A 22,674-nucleotide genomic window follows, 5' to 3' on the forward strand; every position below is an offset into this window, starting at 1 on the left:
TAGCAATCGAGCCGTGAGATGAGAACACGTTGCACCGCCCCTCCACCGGGTGGTGGCAGAGGGGCGGTGCGGGGAGTGAGCTGTGGAGGAGGTCAGGACACGGGAGGTCAGGAGGCCGGAGTGGCCGACTCCGTAGGGGTGGGGGAAGCGATGACCTGGAGTTCGACGGTCAGGGTCGCGCCACCGGCGGCGGTGAGGCGGAGCGTGAAGGTGCCGGCCTCGGCGTCCGCGAAGAGCTTCGGGAGCCGGAGCACGCCGTCGGCGCCGGTCCTGAGATCGGTGAGTGTGCGGATCGTCTTGCCGTCGGCGTCCTTGAAGTGGGGGCCCTTGTCGTTCTCGGCCGGGTCGCCCCCCTGGACGGGCTTGATCATGGTGGCCGTGACCGCGACCCCCTGGGCGGCGTCGCCGCCGAAGGTGGCCCTGACCGCCACCGTGTCCGCGAACTCCGCCCCGGGGGCGGCTGTCAGAGCCTTGTTGTCGATCCGGACGAGAGTGTCGGCGGTGGGCGCGGTGACCCTCGCGGGGAATGCGACCGCGGGCACCGTGTGCCCCACGACTGTGACTCGGACGGTGAACGCACCGGTCTTCTCACCGGCCTTCAGAGCCGGCGAGACGGCCTTGCCGTCGCCGCCGGTGGCGAGGACGACGGACTTCCTGCCTCCGGGGAAGGTGGTGTCCGTGTCACCGGAAATCTCGAAGCGCACCCTCTGCTTGGCGACACCCCGGCCCCTGACGTTCTCCACCCGCACGGTGACCCGCTCGGAGAACTGCCGTCCGGTGACCGCGGAGAGCACGCCGGTGCCCGCGTTCTCCACGCGGGACACGGGCAAGGGAGTGGCCGGCCGGGTGGGCGGCACGGGCTTGGGCTCGGGCTTGGGCTTGGTGGCGTTGCCGGGCTTCGGCTTGTCGCCCGGCTTGGGCGATGAGGCGGGCGACGTCGGCGAGGACGACGGGGACGGGGAAGACGAGGGCGAGCCACTCGAACTGTCCGGGGTGTCCGAGTCGGGCAGCGCTCCGGTCCCGTCGGGCACCTCGTGCGTGCCGCGCTTGTAGTACTCGAACCAGGACAGAACCGTACGGAGGTACTCACGTGAGTGGTTGTAGCCGAGGATCGCCCGGTCGAGGTCCGCCTGGACGGTCAGATCACGGTCTCCGACGCAGAGGTAGCGCCCGGCGGCGAGGGCCGCGTCGTAGATGTTGTTGGGGTCCTTGCGCCCGTCGCCGTTGGCGTCCTGGCCCCATGTGGCCCATGTCGACGGGATGAACTGCATCGGGCCGACGGCCCGGTCGTGGGTGGTGTCCCCGTCGTACGCGCCGTTGTCGGTGTCCGAGATGTTGGCGAAGCCGACACCGTTGAGGACGGGGCCGAGGATCCGGGAGGTGGTGGTGCCGTCGGCGTCGACCTTGCCGCCGCGCGCCTGGCCGGACTCCACCTTGCCGATAGCCGCGAGCAGCTGCCACGGCACCTTGCAGCCGGGGTCGGAGGACGCGATGGTCTGCTCGGCCCGCTTGTAGGCGGCGAGGACCGTGGCGGGTATGCCCGCTTCGGACGGTCCGGTCACCGGGAGGCCGGTGGAGCCGTCCGGCTTGGCCGGGGTGTTCAGCGGCGGAAGGTCCGTGTAGTAAGGGGAGTTGCCCGTAACCGGCGTGTCGGACGGCGGTGACACGTCCGACGCCTCCAGCGCCCCCTGGCCGTCACCGGTGATGGCATGCGTAATGCCGGGCGCCTGCGAGGCGGAGAGCGCCGCTACGGCGGCTGCGGCCACCGCCGTGGTGGTCGCTCCTCTGCGGAACCGGCGGCCGAATTGCGCTGCCATACGTCTGTCCCCTCCCCGAGCGGCTGACCGCGCTCCCGATGCGTCGACTCAGGCGACCCTACGGCAACTACGGGCGCCAGAACACCGGACCTTGACCGTTTTTCACCTATTGGCCACTTCCTGGTCGCCCGGAGTCCGGGACCCGGGATCGCGCATACTGGGCGCCGGGTGATCGACACTCCGATCGGTCCGGTCGACAAGGGTCACGGATCAGCGAGGGTCACGGGGAGGACCGCCGTCCATGCCGTTCACACTGAGCCATGTCGCCGCGGTGCTGCCGGGCCTTCGCGCAGACGGAACCGCGCGCGGTCCGCTGGTCGCCTCGGCGCTGGTGATGGGGTCGCTGTCACCGGACATGACGTACTTCGCGGCGACGCTCGTGCCCGGGGCCATGGGGTTCGGGCGGTTCACCCACTCCCCGGCGGGCGTGCTCACCGTCGATGTGGCGGTGACCGCGGTCCTGGTGGCCCTGTGGCTGATGATGCGCGAGCCGTTGCTCGCCCTGCTCCCGGGCGAATGGCAGGGCCGTGTCCACGCCGTACTGCGCGGGCGGCGCGGGGACAAGTCCCCGGCGTCGGGAGTGTGGTTCTGTGTGTCGGCGGTGATCGGTGCGACCACCCATGTCGTCTGGGACGCGTTCACCCACCACAGCAGATGGGGTACGGAGGTGCTGCCCGTGCTCAATGAGTCGGTGGGCGGACTTCACGGCTACCAGTTGGCGCAGTACGGTTCGTCGGTTCTCGCGGCCATGGTGATCGTCTGCTGCGCGGTGTCCGCGCTGCGGCGGCAGCCCCCGCAGCCCGCGCCGCCCTGCGTACCGGTGCTGGACCGACGTGCGCGGCGACTCGCGGGCGTGCTTCTGGGCGGATGCCTGCTGGCCGGGGCCGTCGAACGATGTGTGCGGTGGTACGGGGTCCACGGGCAGGTGGGTTCGGCACTCGACCTCGTCCCGACCGCCTGCTTCGGAGCGGGGGCGGGGCTGGCCCTGGGGCTGGTGGTGTACGGGGCGGGGATGCGGTTGCGGGAGCGGGTGACGGCACGCGTATCCGGCCGGCTCTGAACTCCGGCACCGGCAATTCCGGCGCCCGCGCCGCGCCCGGCCCCGTACGGACGTGACCCGAGGCGACCGACCGCATCCGGCCGCCGTTCCCGCCGATTCCGCGCCTGTCCGAACGCTGCGGCCCGATGCCGGGTGCCTCCCGGCGCTCCCGGGTGCCGTACGCTCCGGTGCGCCCGGCGCGTACACCCCGGGCCGTCCTCGCCTCCGCAAACCCCGCAAGCCCTGCGAACGCCCCTCGGCCCGGAGCCCCCGCCTTCCCGGTCGTGGTCGCGGACCGGGAAGGCCGGGGCCCGGGAAGCGGTCAGTGTGCCGCGGACTCCCAGTCCGGGCCGACGCCCACCGAGACGTCCAGCGGTGCGCTCAGGGACGCGGCCGACGACATCTCGCGCCGCACGATCGCTTCGACGTCCTCCCGCTCCCCCGGCGAGATCTCCAGCACGATTTCATCGTGGACCTGGAGCAGCAGCCGGGAGGAGAGCTTCGTCTCCTGGAGCGCGTCGTCCACCTTGAGCATGGCGATCTTGACGATGTCCGCGGCGGTGCCCTGGATCGGCGCGTTCAGCGCCATGCGCTCGGCGGCCTCCCGGCGCTGGCGGTTGTCGCTGTTCAGGTCGGGCAGATAGCGGCGGCGGCCGAGCATCGTCGCCGTGTACCCCGTGGCCCGCGCCTCCTCGACGACATGGTGCAGATAGTCACGGACCCCGCCGAAGCGCTCGAAGTAGGTGTCCATCAGGGCCCGCGCCTCGCCCGCCTCGATGTTCAGCTGCTGGGACAGGCCGAACGCGGAGAGTCCGTACGCCAGGCCGTACGACATGGCCTTGATCTTCCGGCGCATCTCCGCGTCGACGGCGGAGGTCTCGACGCCGAACACCTGTGAGGCCACGGTGTTGTGGAGGTCCTCGCCCGAGGTGAACGCCTGGATCAGGCCCTCGTCCTGGGAGAGATGGGCCATGACGCGCAGTTCGATCTGGCTGTAGTCGGCGGTCATCAGCGACTCGAAGCCCTCGCCGACCACGAAGCCCCGGCGGATGGCGCGGCCTTCGTCGGTGCGCACCGGAACGTTCTGCAGGTTCGGGTCGGTGGAGGACAGCCGGCCGGTTGCCGCGACGGTCTGGCTGAACGTGGTGTGGATACGGCCGTCTGCCGCGATGGTCTTGATCAGCCCCTCGACCGTCGAGCGCAGCCGGGCCTGCTCGCGGTGGCGGAGCATGATGACCGGCAGCTCGTGCTCGGTCTGGGCGGCGAGCCAGGCCAGTGCGTCGGCGTCCGTGGTGTAGCCGGTCTTGGTCTTCTTGGTCTTGGGCAGGTTCAGCTCCCCGAAGAAGACCTCCTGGAGCTGCTTGGGCGAACCGAGGTTGAATTCGTGCCCCACCGCGTCGTGGGCCTCCTTCACCGCCTGCTGGACGGCTCCGGCGAACAACTGCTCCATCGTCTCCAGATGGGCGCGGTCGGCGGCGATGCCGTGCCGCTCCATCCGCGCCAGCAGCAGGGAGGTGGGCAGCTCCACATCGTGCAGCAGCTCGGCCGCGCCGACCTCGGAGAGCCGTCGGCCGAACGCGTCCCCGAGGTCGAGGACGGCACGGGCCTGGGCCATCAGCGCGTCGGCCTCGGCCCGTTCGTCGGTGCCGAACGCCAGCTGGCCGTCGGCCGCGGCCGGGGCCAGCTCGCGGCCCAGATATTCGATCGAGAGCGCGTCCAGGGCGAAGGAGCGGCGGCCCGGCTTGACGAGATAGGCGGCGAGCGCGGTGTCCATGGTGATGCCCGCGATGTGCCAGCCGTGCTCGGGGAAGACCCGCAGGGCCTCCTTGGCACTGTGCAGGACCTTCGGACGGTGCGGGTCCGCGACCCAGGCGGCGAAGGCCCGCTCGTCGGCCTCGTCCAGCTGGGTCGTGTCGAACCAGGCCGCCTTCCCGTCGGCCGCGGCGAGCGCGACCTCGGTGACATTGCCGACACCGAGGGCCCAGGTGCCGACCGTCGCCACGCCGAGCGGCTGTGCGCCGTGCCGCTCCAGCCAGGGGCCCAGCTCGCCGGCCGAGAGCACGGAACCGTCCAGCTCGACGCCCGCGGCCGGGGCCGGGGCCTCCTCGGCGGCCGCGCCCGGGTCGACGGCGAGCAGCCGCTCACGCAGGCTGGGATTGCGGATCTCCAGGATCTCCAGGAAGCCCTTGAGCGCCGTCCTGTCGTACGGAGCGCGCTCCAGGTCGGCGACCGTCCCGGTCAGCTCCACGTCCCGCACCAGCTCGGTGAGGTGGCGGTTGAGCCTGACGGCGTCCAGATGGTCGCGCAGGGCCTGGCCGACCTTCCCCTTGACCTCGTCGGCGCGCTCGACCAGCTCGGCGAAGGAACCGAACTGGTTGATCCACTTGGTGGCCGTCTTCTCGCCGACACCGGGAATGCCCGGGAGATTGTCGGACGGGTCGCCGCGCAGGGCGGCGAAGTCGGGGTACTGCTGCGGGGTCAGTCCGTACTTCTCCTGGACCTTCTCCGGGGTGAAGCGGGTCAGCTCGGAGACGCCCTTGGTCGGGTAGAGCACGGTGACATGGTCGCTGACCAGCTGGAACGAGTCCCGGTCGCCGGTGACGATCAGCACGTCGAAGCCGGCGGCCTCCGCCTGGGTGGCGAGGGTGGCGATGATGTCGTCCGCCTCGAAGCCGTCGACCGCGAACCGCACCGCGTTCATGGTGTCGAGGAGCTCGCCGATCAGCTCGACCTGGCCCTTGAACTCGTCGGGGGTCGACGAGCGGTTCGCCTTGTACTCCGGGAAGTCGTCGGACCTCCAGGTCTTGCGGGACACGTCGAAGGCCACCGCGAAATGCGTGGGCGCCTCGTCGCGCAGCGTGTTCGCCAGCATCGACGCGAAGCCGTAGACGGCATTGGTCGTCTGGCCGCTCGCGGTCGAGAAGTTCTCCGCGGGCAGCGCGAAGAACGCCCGGTACGCCAGGGAGTGCCCGTCCATGAGGAGCAGGCGCGGACGGTTGTCGTCTGGGGTCTTCTTCGACGCTGTCTCAGCCACGGACACGATCCTGCCACGCCCCACTGACATTGCCGTCCACACCTGGCTCCGCAGCGGCGCTGTCAGCGCCGCATGGCAGGATTGCCCGTGACAGATCCGCATGGCGGCAGAGCAGTCCGTACGTACGGTGACCGGTCGTGCGCGCGGACCGGCGGTGTGTACGGGAGCGGCGCCCGCCCGGCGGTGGGATCTCTCGCAAGGGGAGCACGATGGCCAGCAAGCCGCCCGCAGGCGACCCGGTCCAGGACACACCGCAGGTCACCGCCCCGCCGCACGCCGCGGCCGGAGCCGCCGCCATCGGACACACCCTGAGGATCGCCCAGCGGCAGATGGGTGTCCGGCGCACCGCGCAGACCCTGCTCAAGGTCAATCAGAAGGACGGCTTCGACTGTCCGGGCTGCGCCTGGCCCGAGGGCGACGAGCGCCACACCGCGGAGTTCTGCGAGAACGGGGCGAAGGCGGTGGCCGAGGAGGCGACCCTGCGCCGGGTCACCCCCGACTTCTTCGCGGCGCATCCGCTCGGCGATCTGGCCTCCCGCAGCGGGTACTGGCTGGGGCAGCAGGGCCGTATCACCGAGCCCGTCCTGCTGCCCGAGGGCGCGGACCGGTACGAGCCGGTGAGCTGGGAGCGCGCGTTCGCGATCATCGCCGAGGAGCTGACCGCCCTCTCCTCCCCCGACGAGGCGCTCTTCTACACCTCGGGCCGCACCAGCAACGAGGCGGCGTTCCTGCTCCAGCTCTTCGCCCGCGAGTTCGGCACGAACAACCTCCCCGACTGCTCCAACATGTGCCACGAGTCCTCCGGCTCGGCGCTCACCGAGACGCTCGGCGTCGGCAAGGGCAGTGTGTCCCTGGAGGACATGCACCGGGCCGATCTGATCATCGTCGCCGGGCAGAACCCCGGCACGAATCACCCCCGGATGCTCTCCGCCCTGGAGAAGGCCAAGGCGGCCGGTGCGCGGATCATCTCGGTGAACCCGCTGCCCGAGGCCGGTCTGGAGCGGTTCAAGAACCCCCAGACCCCGCGCGGCATGCTCAAGGGCGTCGCACTGAACGATCTTTTCCTCCAGATCCGCATCGGCGGCGACCAGGCGCTGTTCCGGCTGCTGAACAAGCTGATCCTGGAGACCGCGGGAGCCGTCGACGAGGAGTTCGTCCGCGATCACACGCACGGGTACGAGGAGTTCGCGGCGGCGGCCCGCGCCGCCGACTGGGACGAGACGCTCGCGGCGACGGGACTCGACCGCGCCGGGATCGAGCGGGCGCTGGAGATGGTGCTGGAGTCCGAGCGGACGATCGTGTGCTGGGCGATGGGCCTGACCCAGCACAAGCATTCGGTGGCCACCATCCGCGAAGTGGTCAACTTCCTGCTGCTGCGCGGCAACATCGGCCGCCCCGGCGCCGGTGTCTGCCCGGTGCGCGGCCATTCGAACGTCCAGGGCGACCGGACCATGGGCGTCTTCGAGCGGCCCGCGCCCGCTTTCCTGGACGCCCTGGAGAAGGAGTTCGGCTTCGCGCCGCCGCGCCACCACGGCTTCGACGTCGTACGGTCCATCCGGGCACTGCGCGACGGCGAGGCGAAGGTCTTCTTCGCGATGGGCGGGAACTTCGTGGCGGCGACGCCCGACACGGAGGTCACCGAGGCCGCGATGCGCGGGGCCCGGCTGACCGTCCACGTCTCCACCAAGCTGAACCGCTCGCACGCCGTGACGGGCAGGCGCGCGCTGATCCTGCCGACGCTGGGGCGTACGGACAGGGACGTGCAGGCGGGCGGACGGCAGGTGGTGACGGTCGAGGACTCCATGGGAATGGTGCACGCCTCACGCGGCAACCTCCCGCCCGCGAGCCCGCATCTGCTCTCCGAGCCGGCGATCGTGGCGCGGCTGGCGCGGGCGGTGCTGGGGGCGCGTTCGTCGACTCCGTGGGAGGAGTTCGAGCAGGACTACGCGGCGATCCGCGACCGGATCGCCCGGGTGATCCCCGGCTTCGAGGACTTCAACGCGAAGATCGCCCGTCCGGGAGGTTTCACCCTGCCGCACGCGCCCCGGGACGAGCGCCGCTTCCCGACCGCCACGGGAAAGGCCAACTTCACCGCCGCGCCCGTCGAGTTCCCCTCGGTGCCCGAGGGCAGGCTGCTGCTCCAGACCCTGCGCTCGCACGACCAGTACAACACCACGGTCTACGGCCTCGACGACCGTTACCGCGGGATCAAGGGCGGCCGCCGCGTCGTCCTGGTGAACCCGGACGACGCGCGCGAGCTGGGCCTGGCGGACGGTTCGTACACCAATCTGGTGAGCGAGTGGAAGGACGGGGTGGAGCGGCGCGCCCCCGGCTTCCGGGTCGTGCACTATCCGACCGCGCGGGGCTGCGCGGCGGCGTACTACCCGGAGACGAATGTGCTCGTACCGCTGGACTCGACGGCGGACACCAGCAATACACCGGCGAGCAAGTCGGTGGTGGTGCGGTTCGAGCCGGTGTAGCGGGGACGGCGGGTGCGCGGTGCCGGTGTCGCCCGTGGAGTGGCGGGACCCGGCCCGATCCGAACGAAAGACCGCCCTAAGCGTTCGCTCAGGCATCTGGTATGACGGTGCATACAGCACGCAGGACACCGAGATCGGAGCCGGGCCCCATGGGCGAGCAGCACACCGTGAAGTTCCCGCAAGACGTCGTCGCCGAGTACGCCGCCCTCGGGGTGGATCTCCCGGCACTCTTCTCCGCCGGGCATCTGGGCAGCCGTATGGGCATCCGGATCGTCGAGGCGGCGGCGGAGCGCGTGGTCGGCACCATGCCGGTGGAGGGCAACACCCAGCCGTACGGACTGCTCCACGGCGGAGCGTCCGCCGTACTGGCGGAGACCCTGGGCTCGATCGGCTCGATGCTGCACGGAGGCAGCACCAGGATGGCCGTCGGGGTGGACCTCAACTGCACACATCACCGGGGGGCGCGGTCCGGGCTGGTGACGGGGGTCGCGACGCCGGTGCACCGCGGCCGTTCGACGGCCACGTACGAGATCGTGATCACCGATGAGCAGGACAAAAGGGTCTGTACCGCCCGGCTGACCTGCATGCTGCGGGACGTGCGGCCCGGCGACGCCGATCTGCTGCCGGGCGCGCCGGCCTCCGGTCCCGCGTAGCTCCCCGCACAACACCGGCACCCGGCGGGCCGTGGACGACCACCCGGCCGAGCGGCCCGCCCCCCCTGCGGCGATCACCCGCAGGCTCGTTGTGTCACCGATCGTGACGGTTTAGCTTGCCCCCATGGGGACCTCACGGCACGCCTCGATCGGGCACACTCTGGGCGCTTTTCTCGCCGTCGTGGTCGCCACGGGCTGCACGGCGACCCCGTCGGCCCCACCACCCGCGACGACAACTCCCGCCCCGCAGAAGACCTCACTTGCCGACATCTGCACGAATCTTGTTGCCTATTGGGCGAAAGAGGCACTGAAGGGCGGTAAGTGGGCAGGGCTCGACTGGGAGCAGAAGGGGCTCTCCAACGAGCAGTACGACCTCCACGAGGAGGTCGTCGCAGCGGCCCGCGCCGAGGAGAGACGCCGAGGCCGGACGGCGGCGCTCGCCCTGATCGACGCCCGGACCAGGCAGAAGTGCGCGGCACGGAACGGCGCCACGGGCAGCTCCGAGAACTGGCGGCCACCGCGGTGAGCGGCGGCACCGGCCGGTGGGGCCGATCAGTCGCCGCCGACGATCATCCGTGGTCAGCGCACTCGAACCGCCGTGATCACCCGGCGCTCCCGCTCCCTGCGGCCACCGTCGTTTCGAGTGTGTGCCGGGCCGAAGACCACCCGCGGCGAGGCCCACGGCCGCCCCCGGGGCCGGGGCACCCCGCACGGCAGCCCGCGCCGGTCCGGGCCGCCCGATCCGCACCGGGCGCGCCGTCTCCGCCGACCCGGCCTCCGCACCGGCGCGTTCGCCGTGCGGAGCGCCCCCGCCCATCGGCCGTAGCCCCACCGTTCGGGTCCGCCCGGCGGCCGGCGCACACCCACGACCGGGGCCGCTGTCCACGCGGCGCCGGACCGTGCGGCCACCACCCGCGCACCCCTGGCGGCCACCGGGCGGAGCTCGGTGCAATACCGCGTGGCCGTACCACGGGCCTGGAAGATCACCTCCGCCGAACGTCACTCTCCGCAATAAGAGAGAGATCGACAAAATCAGGCTCGCTCCGCGGCTCGTCCGCGCGGACGATCTCGCCCGGACGCCCGGATCCGGGGGCCCGCGAACCACCCCAAGATCACCTCAAGCGCCGTGGTGGAACAGGGCGTTCTCAGCATATGAGCGCGCGCGTCAGCACGAGATGCCCGATCCGCCCGCACGGGATCTGAGCGATTTTTGAGCTTGGCATAACAAGAGAGTCACATCCTGACCCCGAGACTGCCCCACCCAACCACCTGCGCTTAGAGTCACCGCCAGTCACCGCGCCGCCGGGCAATATCAGCACGGCGCATTCCCGTACGGCCCGGCGACCAAACGGCACCTCAGGGGAGGGCCGTGCCAGGGAAAGGACTTATCGTGCGAAACCGTTCCTTGCTCATACTCACCACCGTGGTCACCACGGGAGCGCTCACCCTCACCGCCTGCGGATCGCGCGACGACAACTCCGGCGACGGGGGCAAGGACAAAAAGACCACCGTCGTCATCGGCCTCGACGCCCCGCTGACGGGTTCGCTCTCCGCGCTGGGCCAGGGCATCAAGAACTCCGTCGAGCTGGCGGCGAAGAACGCCAACAAGGACAACGTGGTACCCGGCGTCGAGTTCAAGGTCGAATCCTTCGACGACCAGGCCGTGCCCGCCTCCGGACAGGCCAATGCCGTCAAGCTGGCCGGCATGAAGGACGTCCTCGGCGTCGTCGGCCCGCTCAACTCCGGGGTCGCGCAGTCGATGCAGGGTGAGTTCGGCAGGGCCAACCTGGTCCAGATCTCTCCGGCCAACACCAACCCGTCGCTGTCACAGGGCGACAAGTGGGGCTCGGGCGAGAAGAAGCGCCCCTTCAAGACCTACTTCCGTACCGCCACCACCGACGTGATCCAGGGCAAGTTCGCCGCCCAGTACCTGTACAACGAGGCCAAGAAGAAGAAGGTCTACGTCGTCGACGACAAGCAGACCTACGGCGCCGGTCTCGCCGCGATCTTCGCCGAGGAGTTCAAGCGCCTCGGCGGCACCGTGGCGGGCACCGACAACGTCACGGTCAAGGAGACCGACTTCTCCGGCACCGCCGACAAGGTCAAGGCGTCCGGCGCGGACTCGGTGTTCTTCGGCGGCCAGTACCCCGAGGGCGGTCTGCTCTCCGACCAGGTCAAGAAGGTCGGCGCGAAGATCCCCACCATGGGTGGCGACGCGCTCTACGACCCCGCGTTCATCAAGGCCTCCGGCCAGTCGAACGACGGTGACCTCGCCACCTCCGTCGGCTACCCGATCGAGCAGCTGCCGACGGCGAAGAAGTTCATCGACGACTACAAGGCGGCCGGGTTCAAGGACCCGTACGCGGCGTACGGCGGCTACTCCTACGACGCCGCCTGGGCCATCATCCAGGCCGTGAAGTCGGTCGTCGACGCCAACGACGGCAAGGTTCCCTCCGACGCCCGCGCCAAGGTCACCGAGGCGATGGCCAAGGTCGCCTTCGAAGGTGTGACCGGCAAGGTCGCCTTCGACGAGTTCGGTGACACCACGAACAAGCAGCTCACGGTCTACTCCGTCAAGAACGGCGAGTGGGCCTCGGTCAAGAGCGCCACGTTCGAGGACTGATCCTCACCGCCTTGCCCCGCAGCACCTGACCTCATGCCGCGCGAGGGCGCAAACAGCGCCCTCGCGCGGAGTCATATCCGACACGCTCATCGGAGGCTCTGCGGTGAACGAACTGCCGCAACAGCTGGCCAATGGCCTGGCCCTCGGTGCCCTGTACGGCCTCATCGCCATCGGGTACACCATGGTCTACGGCATTGTTCAGCTCATCAACTTCGCCCACGGCGAGATCTTCATGATCGGGGGCTTCGGCGCCCTGACCACCTATATATGGCTCCCCAACGGGGTCTCGCTGTTCGTTGCGGTCCCGCTCATGATCATAGGTGGCGCCATCGCGTCCGTCGCGGTCGCGACGGCTGCGGAACGGTTCGCCTATCGGCCCCTGCGCGGTGCTCCGAGGCTGGCCCCGCTGATCACCGCGATCGGTCTGTCCATCGCACTCCAGCAGATCGTCTGGGCCTGGTATCCCGACGCCAAGAAGGCCCGGAGTTTCCCCGAGTTCGCGGGCGAGTCCTACAAGCTCCTGGACAACCTCGCCATCCAGCGCTCCGACGCGTTCCTCCTGGTGCTCGCCCCGCTCTGCATGTTCGCCCTCGGCTTCTTCGTCTCCAAGAGCCGGAGCGGGCGGGCCATGCAGGCCACCGCGCAGGACCCGGACACCGCCAAGCTCATGGGCATCAACACGGACCGCATCATCGTGATGGCCTTCGCCATCGGTGCGGCCTTCGCCGCCGTCGCGGCGGTCGCCTACGGCCTGGACAAGGGGCAGATCCACTACGAGATGGGCTTCCTGCTCGGACTGAAGGCGTTCACCGCAGCGGTCCTGGGCGGTATCGGCAACATCTACGGAGCCATGGTCGGCGGTGTCGTCCTCGGTCTCGCCGAGGTGATGTCGATCGCATACATCGCGGAAATCCCCGGAATGCAGCAGCTCGGCGGTGGCGCCTGGTCCAACGTCTGGGCGTTCGTACTTCTCATCCTCGTGCTCCTGGTCAGGCCACAGGGCCTGCTCGGTGAGCGCGTCGCGGATCGGGCGTGAGAGCGATGACCGACACCACCAAGACCACAGACCTCGTACCCGCGGACAGCGACTCCCGTACCGCGACACTCCGCTGGGTCACGGCGTTCGGCGGACTCGCCACCGTCGCCAGCGCCTTCATGTCGTGGACGTACACGGACGAGTTCCCCGGTGATCTGACCGTCTACGGCTACCCGGGCGGCCTCCAGGTGCTCAGCCTGGTGGCCGGAGCGCTCGTCGTCTTCCACTCCCTGGCCGCACTCGGCATCAAGGGCCTCGGCTGGCTCGCGCCCACCGGCACGTCCAAGGCCCTGCGGCTGTTCGCCCTCGGCGCCCTCGGCACCACCTGGTACACCGTTGTCGCCATCGCCGCGAAGCTCGGCGGTCTGGCCAATCTGGAGCCGGGTGGCTTCGTCGCGGCGGTCGCGTCCCTCGTGCCGCTCGTCGCCTTCCTGCTGCCCGACGACACCCGACCGGCTCCGCCCGCGAAGGAACTCCCCTCCTGGGCCGAGGTCCTGCTCATCGTCGCCGTCTTCGGCATCGGGCTGTACATCGTCACGTACGGCATCGACACCGAGTACGCCGAACTGTTCACCGGCTACCTCATCACGGTCGGCTTCGCCGCCGCGGCCTTCGTCAAGTCCGGCCTGCTGGGACGGATCTCCGCCCTCACCACCAAGTACCGGCAGATGACCGTCATCGCCGCGTTCGTCGCGGCAGCGGCCTTTCCCTTCACCCAGAACACCGACACCTACACACTCGTCGCGGTCAACATCCTGATCTTCGCGACCGTGGCGCTGGGTCTGAACATCGTCGTCGGCCTGGCCGGGCTGCTCGACCTCGGTTACGTCGCCTTCCTCGGCGTCGGCGCGTACACGGCGGCCATCGTCTCCGGTTCGACGGCCTCCGTGCTCGACATCCAGTTCCCGTTCTGGGCGTCCGTTCTCACCGGTGCCGCCGCCTCACTGGTCTTCGGCGTGGTGATCGGCGCGCCGACCCTGCGGCTGCGCGGCGACTACCTCGCCATCGTGACCCTGGGATTCGGCGAGATCTTCCGTATCTCCATGGGCAATCTGGACGGCACCTCGGGCCCGGACATCACCAACGGACCCAACGGCATCCCCAACATCCCGGACCTGGAGTTCTTCGGGTTCGACTTCGGGGAGTCCCATACCGTCCTGGGGGTCGTGCTCGGCCCGTACGCCAACTACTACCTGCTGATGCTGCTGGCGATGATCCTGGTCGTCCTCATCTTCAACCGGTCCGAGAGCTCCCGCATCGGCCGTGCCTGGGTCGCGATCCGCGAGGACGAGACCGCCGCGACCGCCATGGGCATCAACGGCTTCCGGGTGAAGCTGATCGCCTTCGCGCTGGGCGCGACCCTCGCCGGTCTCGCCGGAACCGTGCAAGCACACGTCCAGCACACCGTGGTGCCGGAGATGTATCTGTTCGCCCATCCGGTGCCGCCCAACTCGGCGTTCCTGCTGGCGGCCGTCATCCTCGGCGGCATGGGCACGGTCAGTGGTCCGCTGATCGGCGCCGCGCTGCTCTACATGATCCCGGCGAAGCTCCAGTTCCTCCATGACTACCAGCTCCTCGGCTTCGGCGTCGCGCTGATCCTGCTGATGCGCTTCCGTCCGGAGGGTCTGATCGCCAACCGCCGCGCGAAGCTGGAGTACCACGAGAACGATCAGAGTGACGTGCCGGACGAGGACACCCCGGACTCCGGCGTCAGCATCGCCAAGGCTGGGGCGTGACGACATGACGACCACCACCAAGACCGTGGCCGAGACCGTGCTGGACGCCAGCGGGGTCACCATGCGCTTCGGCGGTCTGACCGCCGTGCGCTCGGTCGACCTCACGGTGCGCTCGGGCGAGATCGTCGGTCTCATCGGCCCCAACGGCGCGGGGAAGACCACCTTCTTCAACTGCCTGACCGGTCTGTACATCCCCACCGAGGGCAAGGTCACCTACAAGGGCACCGTCCTGCCGCCCAAACCGCATCTGGTGACCCAGGCGGGGGTGGCCCGCACCTTCCAGAACATCCGGCTGTTCAACAACATGTCGGTCCTGGAGAACGTCCTCGTGGGGCGCCACACACGGACCAAGGAGGGCCTGTGGTCCGCCCTGCTGCGCGGCCCCGGGTTCCGGAAGGCGGAGGCCGCCTCGCACCAACGGGCCATGGAACTCCTGTCGTTCACCGGACTCGACCACAAGGCCGACCATCTGGCCCGCAATCTCCCCTACGGCGAACAGCGCAAGCTGGAGATCGCCCGGGCGCTGGCGAGCGATCCGGGGCTGCTGCTCCTGGACGAGCCGACGGCCGGTATGAATCCGCAGGAGACCCGGGCCGCCGAGGAACTCATCTTCGCCATCCGGGACCAGGGCATCGCCGTACTCGTCATCGAGCACGACATGCGCTTCATCTTCAATCTCTGCGACCGGGTGGCCTGTCTGGTGCAGGGGGAGAAACTCGTCGAGGGCACCCCCGAGGTCGTCCAGGGCGACGAGCGGGTCATCGCCGCCTATCTGGGCACACCCTTCGAGGGGGCGCCGGGCGCGGAGGAAGTCGCGGAGGTCGAGGCGGCCGAGGCGGAGGCACAGAGCGGCACCAGCACCGCCACCGGCCCGGAAGGGGAAGCCCAGTGACCGCACTGCTAGAGGTCGAGGACCTCAGGGTCGCCTACGGCAAGATCGAGGCCGTGAAGGGCATCTCCTTCAGCGTCGAGGCCGGGCAGATCGTCACCCTCATCGGGACGAACGGCGCGGGCAAGACCACCACCCTGCGCACACTCTCCGGACTGCTGAAGCCCTCCGCCGGACGGATCCGCTTCGACGGCAGGCCGCTCGCGGGGGTCCCCGCGCACAAGATCGTGTCGCTGGGCCTGGCCCACTCCCCCGAGGGCCGGCATATCTTCCCCCGGCTGACGATCGCGGAGAATCTCCAGCTCGGCGCGTTCCTGCGGACGGACAAGGCGGGCATCCATCAGGACATCCAGCGGGCCTACGAGCTGTTCCCGATCCTGGGAGAGCGCAGCAAGCAGGCCGCGGGCACCCTCTCCGGCGGTGAGCAGCAGATGCTCGCCATGGGCCGGGCGCTGATGTCCCGGCCGAAGCTGCTGATGCTGGACGAGCCCTCCATGGGGCTGTCGCCGATCATGATGCAGAAGATCATGGCGACGATCTCGGAGCTGAAGGCCCAGGGCACCACGATTCTGCTGGTCGAGCAGAACGCCCAGGCCGCGCTCTCGCTCGCCGATCAGGGGCATGTGATGGAGGTCGGCCATGTTGTCCTGTCCGGCTCCGGACAGGATCTGCTCCATGACGAGTCCGTCCGGAAGGCGTATCTCGGCGAGGACTGATCCGGGGCCCGGGGCCGTCCCCCGTCGCCGCCGGACCGACCGGCGGGCACGGGGCCGACCGCCGCCGCGGACACCGGAAGGGGCCCGCGCCCGTCTCAGGGGCGCGGGCCCCTTCCCTGTCCGTATCCGCATCAGTCCCGCGGCTGCTTCCGTGTGCCGGTGGCCGGGGGGCTGGTCCTACTGGTCGCCCTTGGCCGCCTTCTTCTCCTCCGCGTCCTCGATGACCGCTTCGGCGACCTGCTGCATCGACATCCGCCGGTCCATGGAGGTCTTCTGGATCCAGCGGAACGCGGCGGGCTCGGTCAGCCCGTACTCCGTCTGGAGAATGCTCTTCGCGCGGTCGACGAGCTTGCGGGTCTCCAGCCGCTGGGAGAGGTCGGCGACCTCCTTCTCCAGCGCCCTCAGCTGGGTGAAGCGGGAGACGGCCATCTCGATGGCGGGCACCACGTCGCTCTTGCTGAAGGGCTTGACGAGATACGCCATGGCTCCCGCGTCCCGCGCCCGTTCCACCAGGTCGCGCTGGGAGAAGGCGGTGAGCATCAGAACGGGTGCGATGGACTCCTCGGCGATCTTCTCGGCCGCCGAGATGCCATCGAGGACGGGCATCTTCACATCGAGGATGACCAGGTCGGGCCGGTGTTCCCGGGCCAGTTCGACGGCCGCCTGACCGTCCCCGGCCTCACCGACGACCGCGTATCCCTCTTCCTCCAGCATCTCCTTGAGGTCGAGCCGGATGAGGGCCTCGTCCTCGGCGATCACGACGCGGGTCGTGAGCGGAGGGACATGGGACTTGTCGTCGTCGGCGACGGGGTGGGGCTGGTCGGGGGCGGTCACGGGACTCCTCATTCCAAGGCAGGGTGCTCCCCATGAGACTACCCAGCTCCTGTATGGTTGGGGCACGAAGGGTGTTCGTAGTCCTTAGTTTCCAAGGGCGCCCCGGTAGCCCAGCGGTAGAGGCAATGGTCTCAAACACCATCCAGCGTGGGTTCGAATCCCACCCGGGGTACATTCCCTCACATTCCAAGGTCATAGATGAGGCCCCTCCGTGGAGGGGCCTCGGTGCGTCACCTGGGGGAATCGTCCTCACCGATGCGGTGTACACGCACCAGGTTGGTCGATCCGGGCACTCCGGGCGGGGAGCCGGCCGTGATCACCACGATGTCGCCGCGCTCACAGCGGCCGATCTTCAGAAGCTCCTCGTCGACCTGGGCCACCATCGCGTCCGTGGACTCGACATGGGGACCGAGGAAGGTCTCCACACCCCAGACCAGATTCAGCTGGGAGCGGGTGGCCGGGTCGGGCGTGAAGGCCAGCAGCGGAATGGGTGAGCGGTAGCGGGAGAGCCGCTTGACCGTGTCGCCGGACTGGGTGAACGCCACCAGGAACTTCGCGCCGAGGAAGTCCCCCATCTCGGCCGCCGCCCGGGCGACCGCGCCGCCCTGGGTACGGGGCTTGTTGCGCTCGGTCAGCGGGGGCAGCCCCTTGGCGAGCACGTCCTCCTCGGCCGCCTCGACGATACGGCTCATCGTGCGCACGGTCTCCACGGGGTACTTCCCGACGCTCGTCTCGCCGGAGAGCATCACCGCGTCCGTCCCGTCGATGACCGCATTGGCCACATCGGACGCCTCGGCGCGCGTGGGACGGGAATTGTCGATCATCGAGTCCAGCATCTGGGTGGCGACGATGACCGGCTTCGCGTTGCGCCTGGCGAGCTTGATCGCACGCTTCTGGACGATCGGCACCTGCTCCAGGGGCATTTCGACGCCCAGGTCGCCGCGCGCGACCATGATGCCGTCGAAGGCCGCCACGATGTCGTCGATGTTCTCGACGGCCTGGGGCTTCTCCACCTTGGCGATGACGGGGAGCCGGCGGCCCTCCTCGTCCATGATCCGCTGCACATCGACGATGTCCCGCCCGCTGCGCACGAACGAGAGGGCGATGATGTCCGCACCGGTCCGCAGCGCCCAGCGGAGGTCCTCGATGTCCTTCTCGGAGAGCGCCGGCACCGAGACCGCGACACCGGGGAGGTTCAGGCCCTTGTTGTCGGAGACCATGCCTCCCTCGACGACGGTGGTACGCACCCGGGGGCCGTCGACCCCGGTCACCTCAAGGGTCACCTTGCCGTCGTCGACGAGGATACGCTCGCCCGTGGTGACATCGCCGGCGAGCCCGCCGTACGTGGTGCCGCAGATATTGCGGTCACCCTCCGTCTCCTCGACGGTGATGACGAATTCATCGCCGCGTTCAAGGAGTACGGGCCCCTCGCGGAAGCGCCCGAGCCGGATCTTCGGACCTTGAAGGTCGACGAGGACCCCGACACTGCGTCCCGTTTCGTCGGACGCCTTGCGGACGCGCTGGTAGCGCTCCTCGTGCTCGGCGTACGAGCCGTGGCTGAGGTTGAGGCGGGCGATGTCCATTCCGGCCTCGACCAATGCCTTGATCTGGTCGTAGGAGTCGGTGGCGGGGCCCAGGGTACAGACGATTTTGGCTCGGCGCATGGTGCGAGCCTATTGCTTACCGGTGGGTAGGAAATTGGTACCGCGTGACTGCCCAACATCCTTTGCGTTAACGCTTATTGACAAGTGTTGAATTGTGCGGAGAGGTGCTCCGATGAGCATTTCCGGGCGTCGCTGCGTGAATACACCGTGGCTTTCCGTCACAACGCGGGGGGAGTGATCGTGAAGCGGGCGTTCACCTGTGCGTAGACGGTCTGGCGGCGGGGTTCGAGATCGAGGGCGGGCGCGGCCTCGGCGACGGCGCCCCCGTAGGCGGCCGAGCGGGCGCCCGGCATCGGCATCGCCGCGTCGTAGGCCATCGGCACCTCGGCGCCCAGGTCCGCCAGCTCGACCAGGGCGGTCAGCCGGGCACCCAGCGCGGCCGCGTACTCCCGGGCCCGCTTGACGGCCTCCAGCACCGCCTGGCGGCGGGCCTCGCCATGGGCCGGCGAGTCGGGCCGCAGCGCCCACCAGGGTCCGCCGACGCTGCTCAGCTCCAGATCGGCGAGACGGGTCGTCAGCTCGCCGAGCGCGGTGAAGTCGGCGAGCGTGGCGCCCAGATGGACGTGTCCGTGGTACGTCCGCACACGCTCGCCCCTGCCGTGGCGGGTCAGCTCCGGGGTGATGGAAAACGCGCCGGTCTCCAGCTTCTCCACCGCGTCGCCGTAGGACTTGATCAGCTCCAGGGCGGCGGAGTTGCGGCGGGTGAGATCCTCCAGCGCGCTGCGCCGGTCGGTGCCGCGGGCCTTGACCGAGACCGTGATCCGCGCGATCTCCGGATCGAACTCCAGCCGGGCCTCACCGCGCACCGCGACCCGGGGCGCCTCGGGGGTGCCGAAGGGCGAGGGGAGAGGAGGTGCGTCGGGGGTGGGTCCATCGGTCGTCACGTGCTCTCTCCCTTTGCCCGAAAGCTGACACGAGTCCGGCCCGGAGAGGGGCCGGCGCGACGCCCGCACACGGTGTACGGCGCCGGGCGTCGCACGGCGTCGCGTACCGGGCGTCCGCCGCCGTACCGACACTCTCGCACTCCCCGGGGTCCGGCGGCGGACATCCGGGGAAACCGGCGGGCCGCCCCGCGGCGCCGTCCCCGGGCGCCGGACGTCAGACCCCGCGGGCCAGGGGCGTGAGTTCCCTGCCCTGCCCCGGGATCACGGGCTCCCGGTGCCGCTCCAGGCCGAAGCTGGTGAAAGCGGTGCGGCGGGGCATCGGATACGGCTCCCGTCCGGTGACCGCGTTGAGGATGACCGCGCTGCGCCAGGCCGCGAGGCCGAGATCGGGGACGCCGACGCCATGGGCGTGGGTCCCGGTGTTCTGCACGTACAGCGAGCCCGTCACCGAGGGGTCGAGGACCATCCGGAACTCCTCGTCGATCCGCGGCCGTCCGGCCGAGTCGTGCCGCAGGTACGGGTCGAGCCCGGCGAGCATCCGGCCGAGCGGACGCTCGCGGTAGCCGGTGGCGAGCACGACGGCGTCCGTGGTGAGCCGGGTGCGGGTGCCCTGCTGGACGTGGTCCAGGTGGAGTTCGACCTTGGTGGTGGCGACCCGGCCCGCCGTCCGGACGAGTACACCGGGGGTGAGGACGGCGTCCGGCCAGCCGCCGTGCAGGCTGCGCCGGTACAGCTCCTCGTGGATCGCGGAGATCGTGCCCGCGTCGATGCCCTTGTGGAGCTGCCACTGGCGCGGCAGGAGCAGGTCGCGGGTCTCCTGGGGCAGCGCGTGGAAGTAGCGGGAGTAGTCGGGGGTGAAGTGCTCCAGGCCGAGCTTGGAGTACTCCATCGGCGCGAACGCCTCCGTACGGGCCAGCCAGTGGAGCCCCTCGGACCCGGCCGGGCGCGACCTCAGCAGATCGAGGAAGACCTCCGCGCCCGACTGGCCCGAGCCGATGACCGTGACGTGCCCGGCGGTGAGCAGCCGGTCGCGGTGGGCCAGATAGTCGGCCGAGTGGATCACCGGGACGGTCGGGTCGTCGGTGAGAGGGCGCAGGGCGTCGGGGACGTACGGCTCGGTGCCGACGCCGAGCACGACGTTCCGGGCGTGGGTGCGGCCGAGGGCCTCCACCTCGCCCTGGGAGTCGAGCTGGGTGAAGTCGACCTCGAACACGTCGCGTTCGGGGTTCCAGCGGACCGCGTCGATCTGGTGGCCGAAGTGCAGGGACGGCAGGCTGTCGCTGACCCAGCGGCAGTAGGCGTCGTACTCGGCGCGGTGGATGTGGAACTTCTCGGCGAAGTAGAACGGGAAGAGCCGCTCGCGCGAGCGCAGATAGCTGAGGAAGCTCCAGGGGCTCGACGGGTCGGCGAGGGTCACCAGATCGGCGAGGAAGGGGACTTGCAGGGTCGTTCCTTCGATCAGGAGCCCGGGGTGCCAGCTGAAGTGGGGGCGCTGGTCGTAGAACGCGGCGTCCAGGCCGCCGTGGACGCCGTCGGCGAGCGCGGCCAGGGAGAGGTTGAACGGGCCGATGCCGATGCCCACGAGGTCCCGGGGCCGTGGGTCCTCCCAGGCGCTCCGGGCCGAGGTGCGCTCGGCGGAGGTCCCGTCGGCCGTCGGTGAGGATTCGGTTGCGGGCGTGCCGGTCATCTGCGGGTGCCGCCTTCCACGAGTTCGATCAGTTTCTGGAGGTCGCCGGGGGTGGCGTGGGGGTTGAGCAGGGTGGCCTTCAGCCAGAGCCGGCCGTCGGCGCGGGCCCGTCCGAGGACGGCGCGGCCCTCTGTGAGCAGGGCACGGCGGATCTCGGCGGTCTCGTCATCGGTGGCCCCGGCGGGCCGGAACAGCACGGTGGTCAGGGTCGGCCGGTCCCACAGTTCGAGCCCGGGGCGGGCCTCGACGCGGTCGGCGAGCTCCTGGGCGAGGTGGAGCGTACGGTCCACCAGTTCGGCCAGTCCGGTGCGGCCGAGGGCCTTGAGCGTGACGGCGATCTTGAGGATGTCGGGCCGCCGGGTGGTGCGCAGCGAGCGGCCGAGGAGGTCGGGGAGCCCGGCCTCGGTGTCGTCGCCGGGGTTGAGGTAGTCGGCGGTGACCGCGAGGGGGGCGAGTCGGGCGCGGTCCCGTACGGCGAACAGTCCGGCGGCGACCGGCTGCCAGCCCAGTTTGTGCAGATCGAGGGTGACGGTGTGGGCGCGCTCGACACCGGCCAGCACGGCGCGGTGGCGCTCGCTGAACAGCAGTGCGCCCGCGTAGGCGGCGTCCACGTGCAGTTCGGCGCCGTGGCGCTCGCACAGACCGGCGATCAGGGGCAGCGGGTCGATCCGCCCGGTGTCCGTGGTCCCGGCGGTGGCGACGACGAGATGCGGGCCGGGGACCCGGGTGAGCGCGTCGTCGAGCGCGGCGGGGTCGAGGACACCCCCGGGTGCCGGTACGGCGACGGGTTCGGGCAGCCCCAGCAGCCACGCGGCTCTGCGTACGGAGTGGTGGGCGCTGGTCGCGCAGACCACCTGGACCGCGCCGTGGCGCTCGCGGGCCAGCAGCAGGGCGAGCTGGTTGGACTCGGTGCCGCCGGTGGTGACCAGGGCGTCCGCGGTCTCCGTGCCCGGGTACACCTCGGCGGCGAGCACGGCGGTCACGGCCTTCTCCACCTCGGAGGGGGCCGGGGCCTGGTCCCAGGAGTCCAGGGACGGGTTGAGCGCGCTGACGGCGAGATCGGCGGCGACGGCGAGGGCGAGGGGGGCGGTGTGCAGATGGGCGGCGCAGAGCGGGTCGGCGGGGTCCGCCGCGCCCGCCGCCGTCGCGTGGACGAGGTGGCGGAGCGCGTCCTCGGCGCCGGTGCCGTGGGCGGGGAACACCTCGCCGAGCGCTTCCCGGGTCCGGGCGGCGACGGCGTCGGGCCCACCCGGCGGGAAGGGGCCGCCACGGGAGGCCGCGCCGGTGCGGAGGGCGTCGAGCACGACGGTGAGGAGCGGGCGGAGGGCGTCCCGTTCGCCGCCGTCGCTTCGGTTGTGCTCGCCTCCGCCGCCGTCCCCTCCGGTGTGCTCGTGTCCGTCGCGGTCGCTTCCGGGGCGGGCGGGGTCCGTGCGGGCGGGGTCCGTACCGCTTCGTCCGGTGCCGCCGGGGGTGCCGGCGAGCGGGGGTGTGCGGGGCACGGTCATCGCGGGCTCCTCCGGTGGCGGGCGGTGCCCCCCGGTGTGGGGGGTCCCTGTGCTCAACGAGCCGGAGGGGCGGGAGG

16 protein-coding genes and 1 tRNA gene are annotated in these 22,674 nt (G+C 70.3%); 10 read left to right on the plus strand and 7 right to left on the minus strand.

Annotated elements, in window-relative coordinates; translation table 11 throughout:
• Positions 1–107 precede the first annotated feature (107 nt).
• A complete protein-coding gene (locus tag ACFYT4_RS15780; protein ID WP_389268629.1) occupies positions 108–1,817 on the minus strand; it encodes a lytic transglycosylase domain-containing protein in 1,710 nt (569 codons plus the stop codon).
• Positions 1,818–2,058: 241 nt separating this feature from the next.
• Here ACFYT4_RS15780 and ACFYT4_RS15785 point away from each other — a divergent pair, with 241 nt between their 5' ends.
• Complete coding sequence (locus ACFYT4_RS15785; protein WP_389268631.1) at positions 2,059–2,877, plus strand: DUF4184 family protein; 819 nt, start codon at positions 2,059–2,061, stop codon at positions 2,875–2,877.
• Positions 2,878–3,178: 301 nt separating this feature from the next.
• On the opposite strand, the gene polA is transcribed toward ACFYT4_RS15785, so the two are convergent.
• Entirely contained in the window at positions 3,179–5,890 is a 2,712-nt protein-coding gene (gene polA / locus ACFYT4_RS15790) for a DNA polymerase I (RefSeq protein ID WP_389268633.1), read from the minus strand.
• Positions 5,891–6,099: 209 nt separating this feature from the next.
• Here polA and ACFYT4_RS15795 point away from each other — a divergent pair, with 209 nt between their 5' ends.
• The 8 genes from ACFYT4_RS15795 (at position 6,100) to ACFYT4_RS15830 (ending at position 16,023) form a co-directional block, all read left to right on the plus strand.
• Positions 6,100–8,370: an FdhF/YdeP family oxidoreductase gene (locus tag ACFYT4_RS15795; RefSeq protein ID WP_389268635.1), complete on the plus strand. Its 2,271-nt coding sequence runs from the start codon at positions 6,100–6,102 to the stop codon at positions 8,368–8,370.
• A 149-nt stretch (positions 8,371–8,519) separates the two neighbouring features.
• Positions 8,520–9,023 carry a PaaI family thioesterase gene (locus ACFYT4_RS15800; RefSeq protein WP_389268637.1) on the plus strand — a complete coding sequence of 168 codons (504 nt, stop codon included), beginning with the start codon at positions 8,520–8,522 and terminating at the stop codon, positions 9,021–9,023.
• Between the two features lie 124 nt (positions 9,024–9,147).
• Positions 9,148–9,549, plus strand: coding sequence for a hypothetical protein (locus tag ACFYT4_RS15805; RefSeq protein WP_389268639.1), 402 nt, complete (start codon positions 9,148–9,150; stop codon positions 9,547–9,549).
• 864 nt (positions 9,550–10,413) lie between these two features.
• A complete protein-coding gene (locus ACFYT4_RS15810) occupies positions 10,414–11,646 on the plus strand; it encodes a branched-chain amino acid ABC transporter substrate-binding protein (RefSeq protein ID WP_389268641.1) in 1,233 nt (410 codons plus the stop codon).
• Between the two features lie 103 nt (positions 11,647–11,749).
• Positions 11,750–12,682: a branched-chain amino acid ABC transporter permease gene (locus ACFYT4_RS15815; protein ID WP_389268643.1), complete on the plus strand. Its 933-nt coding sequence runs from the start codon at positions 11,750–11,752 to the stop codon at positions 12,680–12,682.
• A 5-nt stretch (positions 12,683–12,687) separates the two neighbouring features.
• The gene (locus ACFYT4_RS15820; protein ID WP_389268645.1) at positions 12,688–14,418 is read left to right on the plus strand and encodes a branched-chain amino acid ABC transporter permease; all 1,731 of its coding nucleotides are present in this window, start codon (positions 12,688–12,690) and stop codon (positions 14,416–14,418) included.
• Positions 14,419–14,422: 4 nt separating this feature from the next.
• Entirely contained in the window at positions 14,423–15,310 is an 888-nt protein-coding gene (locus tag ACFYT4_RS15825) for an ABC transporter ATP-binding protein (RefSeq protein ID WP_389268647.1), read from the plus strand.
• Positions 15,307–16,023 (plus strand): ABC transporter ATP-binding protein, encoded by a 717-nt coding sequence (locus ACFYT4_RS15830; protein WP_389268649.1) that lies wholly within the window; start codon positions 15,307–15,309, stop codon positions 16,021–16,023. Before ACFYT4_RS15825 ends, ACFYT4_RS15830 begins: the two co-directional genes overlap by 4 nt.
• Positions 16,024–16,200: 177 nt before the next feature.
• On the opposite strand, the gene ACFYT4_RS15835 is transcribed toward ACFYT4_RS15830, so the two are convergent.
• Positions 16,201–16,857, minus strand: coding sequence for an ANTAR domain-containing response regulator (locus ACFYT4_RS15835; RefSeq protein ID WP_389268651.1), 657 nt, complete (start codon positions 16,855–16,857; stop codon positions 16,201–16,203).
• 99 nt (positions 16,858–16,956) lie between these two features.
• Here ACFYT4_RS15835 and ACFYT4_RS15840 point away from each other — a divergent pair.
• Positions 16,957–17,029 (plus strand) — tRNA-Leu (locus tag ACFYT4_RS15840).
• Positions 17,030–17,087: 58 nt separating this feature from the next.
• Here ACFYT4_RS15840 and pyk read toward each other — a convergent pair.
• The 4 genes from pyk to ACFYT4_RS15860 form a co-directional block, all read right to left on the minus strand.
• On the minus strand, positions 17,088–18,521 hold the full coding sequence (gene pyk, locus ACFYT4_RS15845) for a pyruvate kinase (RefSeq protein WP_389268653.1): 1,434 nt from the start codon (positions 18,519–18,521) through the stop codon (positions 17,088–17,090).
• 158 nt (positions 18,522–18,679) lie between these two features.
• Entirely contained in the window at positions 18,680–19,405 is a 726-nt protein-coding gene (locus tag ACFYT4_RS15850) for an SIMPL domain-containing protein (protein ID WP_389268655.1), read from the minus strand.
• A gap of 214 nt (positions 19,406–19,619) precedes the next feature.
• Positions 19,620–21,092: a lysine N(6)-hydroxylase/L-ornithine N(5)-oxygenase family protein gene (locus tag ACFYT4_RS15855; protein ID WP_389268657.1), complete on the minus strand. Its 1,473-nt coding sequence runs from the start codon at positions 21,090–21,092 to the stop codon at positions 19,620–19,622.
• A complete protein-coding gene (locus ACFYT4_RS15860) occupies positions 21,089–22,597 on the minus strand; it encodes a pyridoxal phosphate-dependent decarboxylase family protein (protein ID WP_389268659.1) in 1,509 nt (502 codons plus the stop codon). Before ACFYT4_RS15860 ends, ACFYT4_RS15855 begins: the two co-directional genes overlap by 4 nt.
• Positions 22,598–22,674: the final 77 nt, after the last annotated feature.

The sequence above is a fragment of the Streptomyces sp. NPDC004609 genome (assembly GCF_042873655.1).
Lineage (GTDB): Bacteria > Actinomycetota > Actinomycetes > Streptomycetales > Streptomycetaceae > Streptomyces.

Excerpts from the sequence above, each read along its gene's own strand:
- ACFYT4_RS15860 (WP_389268659.1), bottom strand. The coding sequence starts at position 22,597 with ATGACCGTGCCCCGCACACCCCCGCTCGCCGGCACCCCCGGCGGCACC.
- ACFYT4_RS15825 (WP_389268647.1), top strand. The coding sequence starts at position 14,423 with ATGACGACCACCACCAAGACCGTGGCCGAGACCGTGCTGGACGCCAGC.
- ACFYT4_RS15805 (WP_389268639.1), top strand. The coding sequence starts at position 9,148 with ATGGGGACCTCACGGCACGCCTCGATCGGGCACACTCTGGGCGCTTTT.
- ACFYT4_RS15780 (WP_389268629.1), bottom strand. The coding sequence starts at position 1,817 with ATGGCAGCGCAATTCGGCCGCCGGTTCCGCAGAGGAGCGACCACCACG.
- ACFYT4_RS15785 (WP_389268631.1), top strand. The coding sequence starts at position 2,059 with ATGCCGTTCACACTGAGCCATGTCGCCGCGGTGCTGCCGGGCCTTCGC.
- ACFYT4_RS15855 (WP_389268657.1), bottom strand. The coding sequence starts at position 21,092 with ATGACCGGCACGCCCGCAACCGAATCCTCACCGACGGCCGACGGGACC.
- ACFYT4_RS15800 (WP_389268637.1), top strand. The coding sequence starts at position 8,520 with ATGGGCGAGCAGCACACCGTGAAGTTCCCGCAAGACGTCGTCGCCGAG.
- pyk (WP_389268653.1), bottom strand. The coding sequence starts at position 18,521 with ATGCGCCGAGCCAAAATCGTCTGTACCCTGGGCCCCGCCACCGACTCC.
- ACFYT4_RS15795 (WP_389268635.1), top strand. The coding sequence starts at position 6,100 with ATGGCCAGCAAGCCGCCCGCAGGCGACCCGGTCCAGGACACACCGCAG.
- ACFYT4_RS15820 (WP_389268645.1), top strand. The coding sequence starts at position 12,688 with ATGACCGACACCACCAAGACCACAGACCTCGTACCCGCGGACAGCGAC.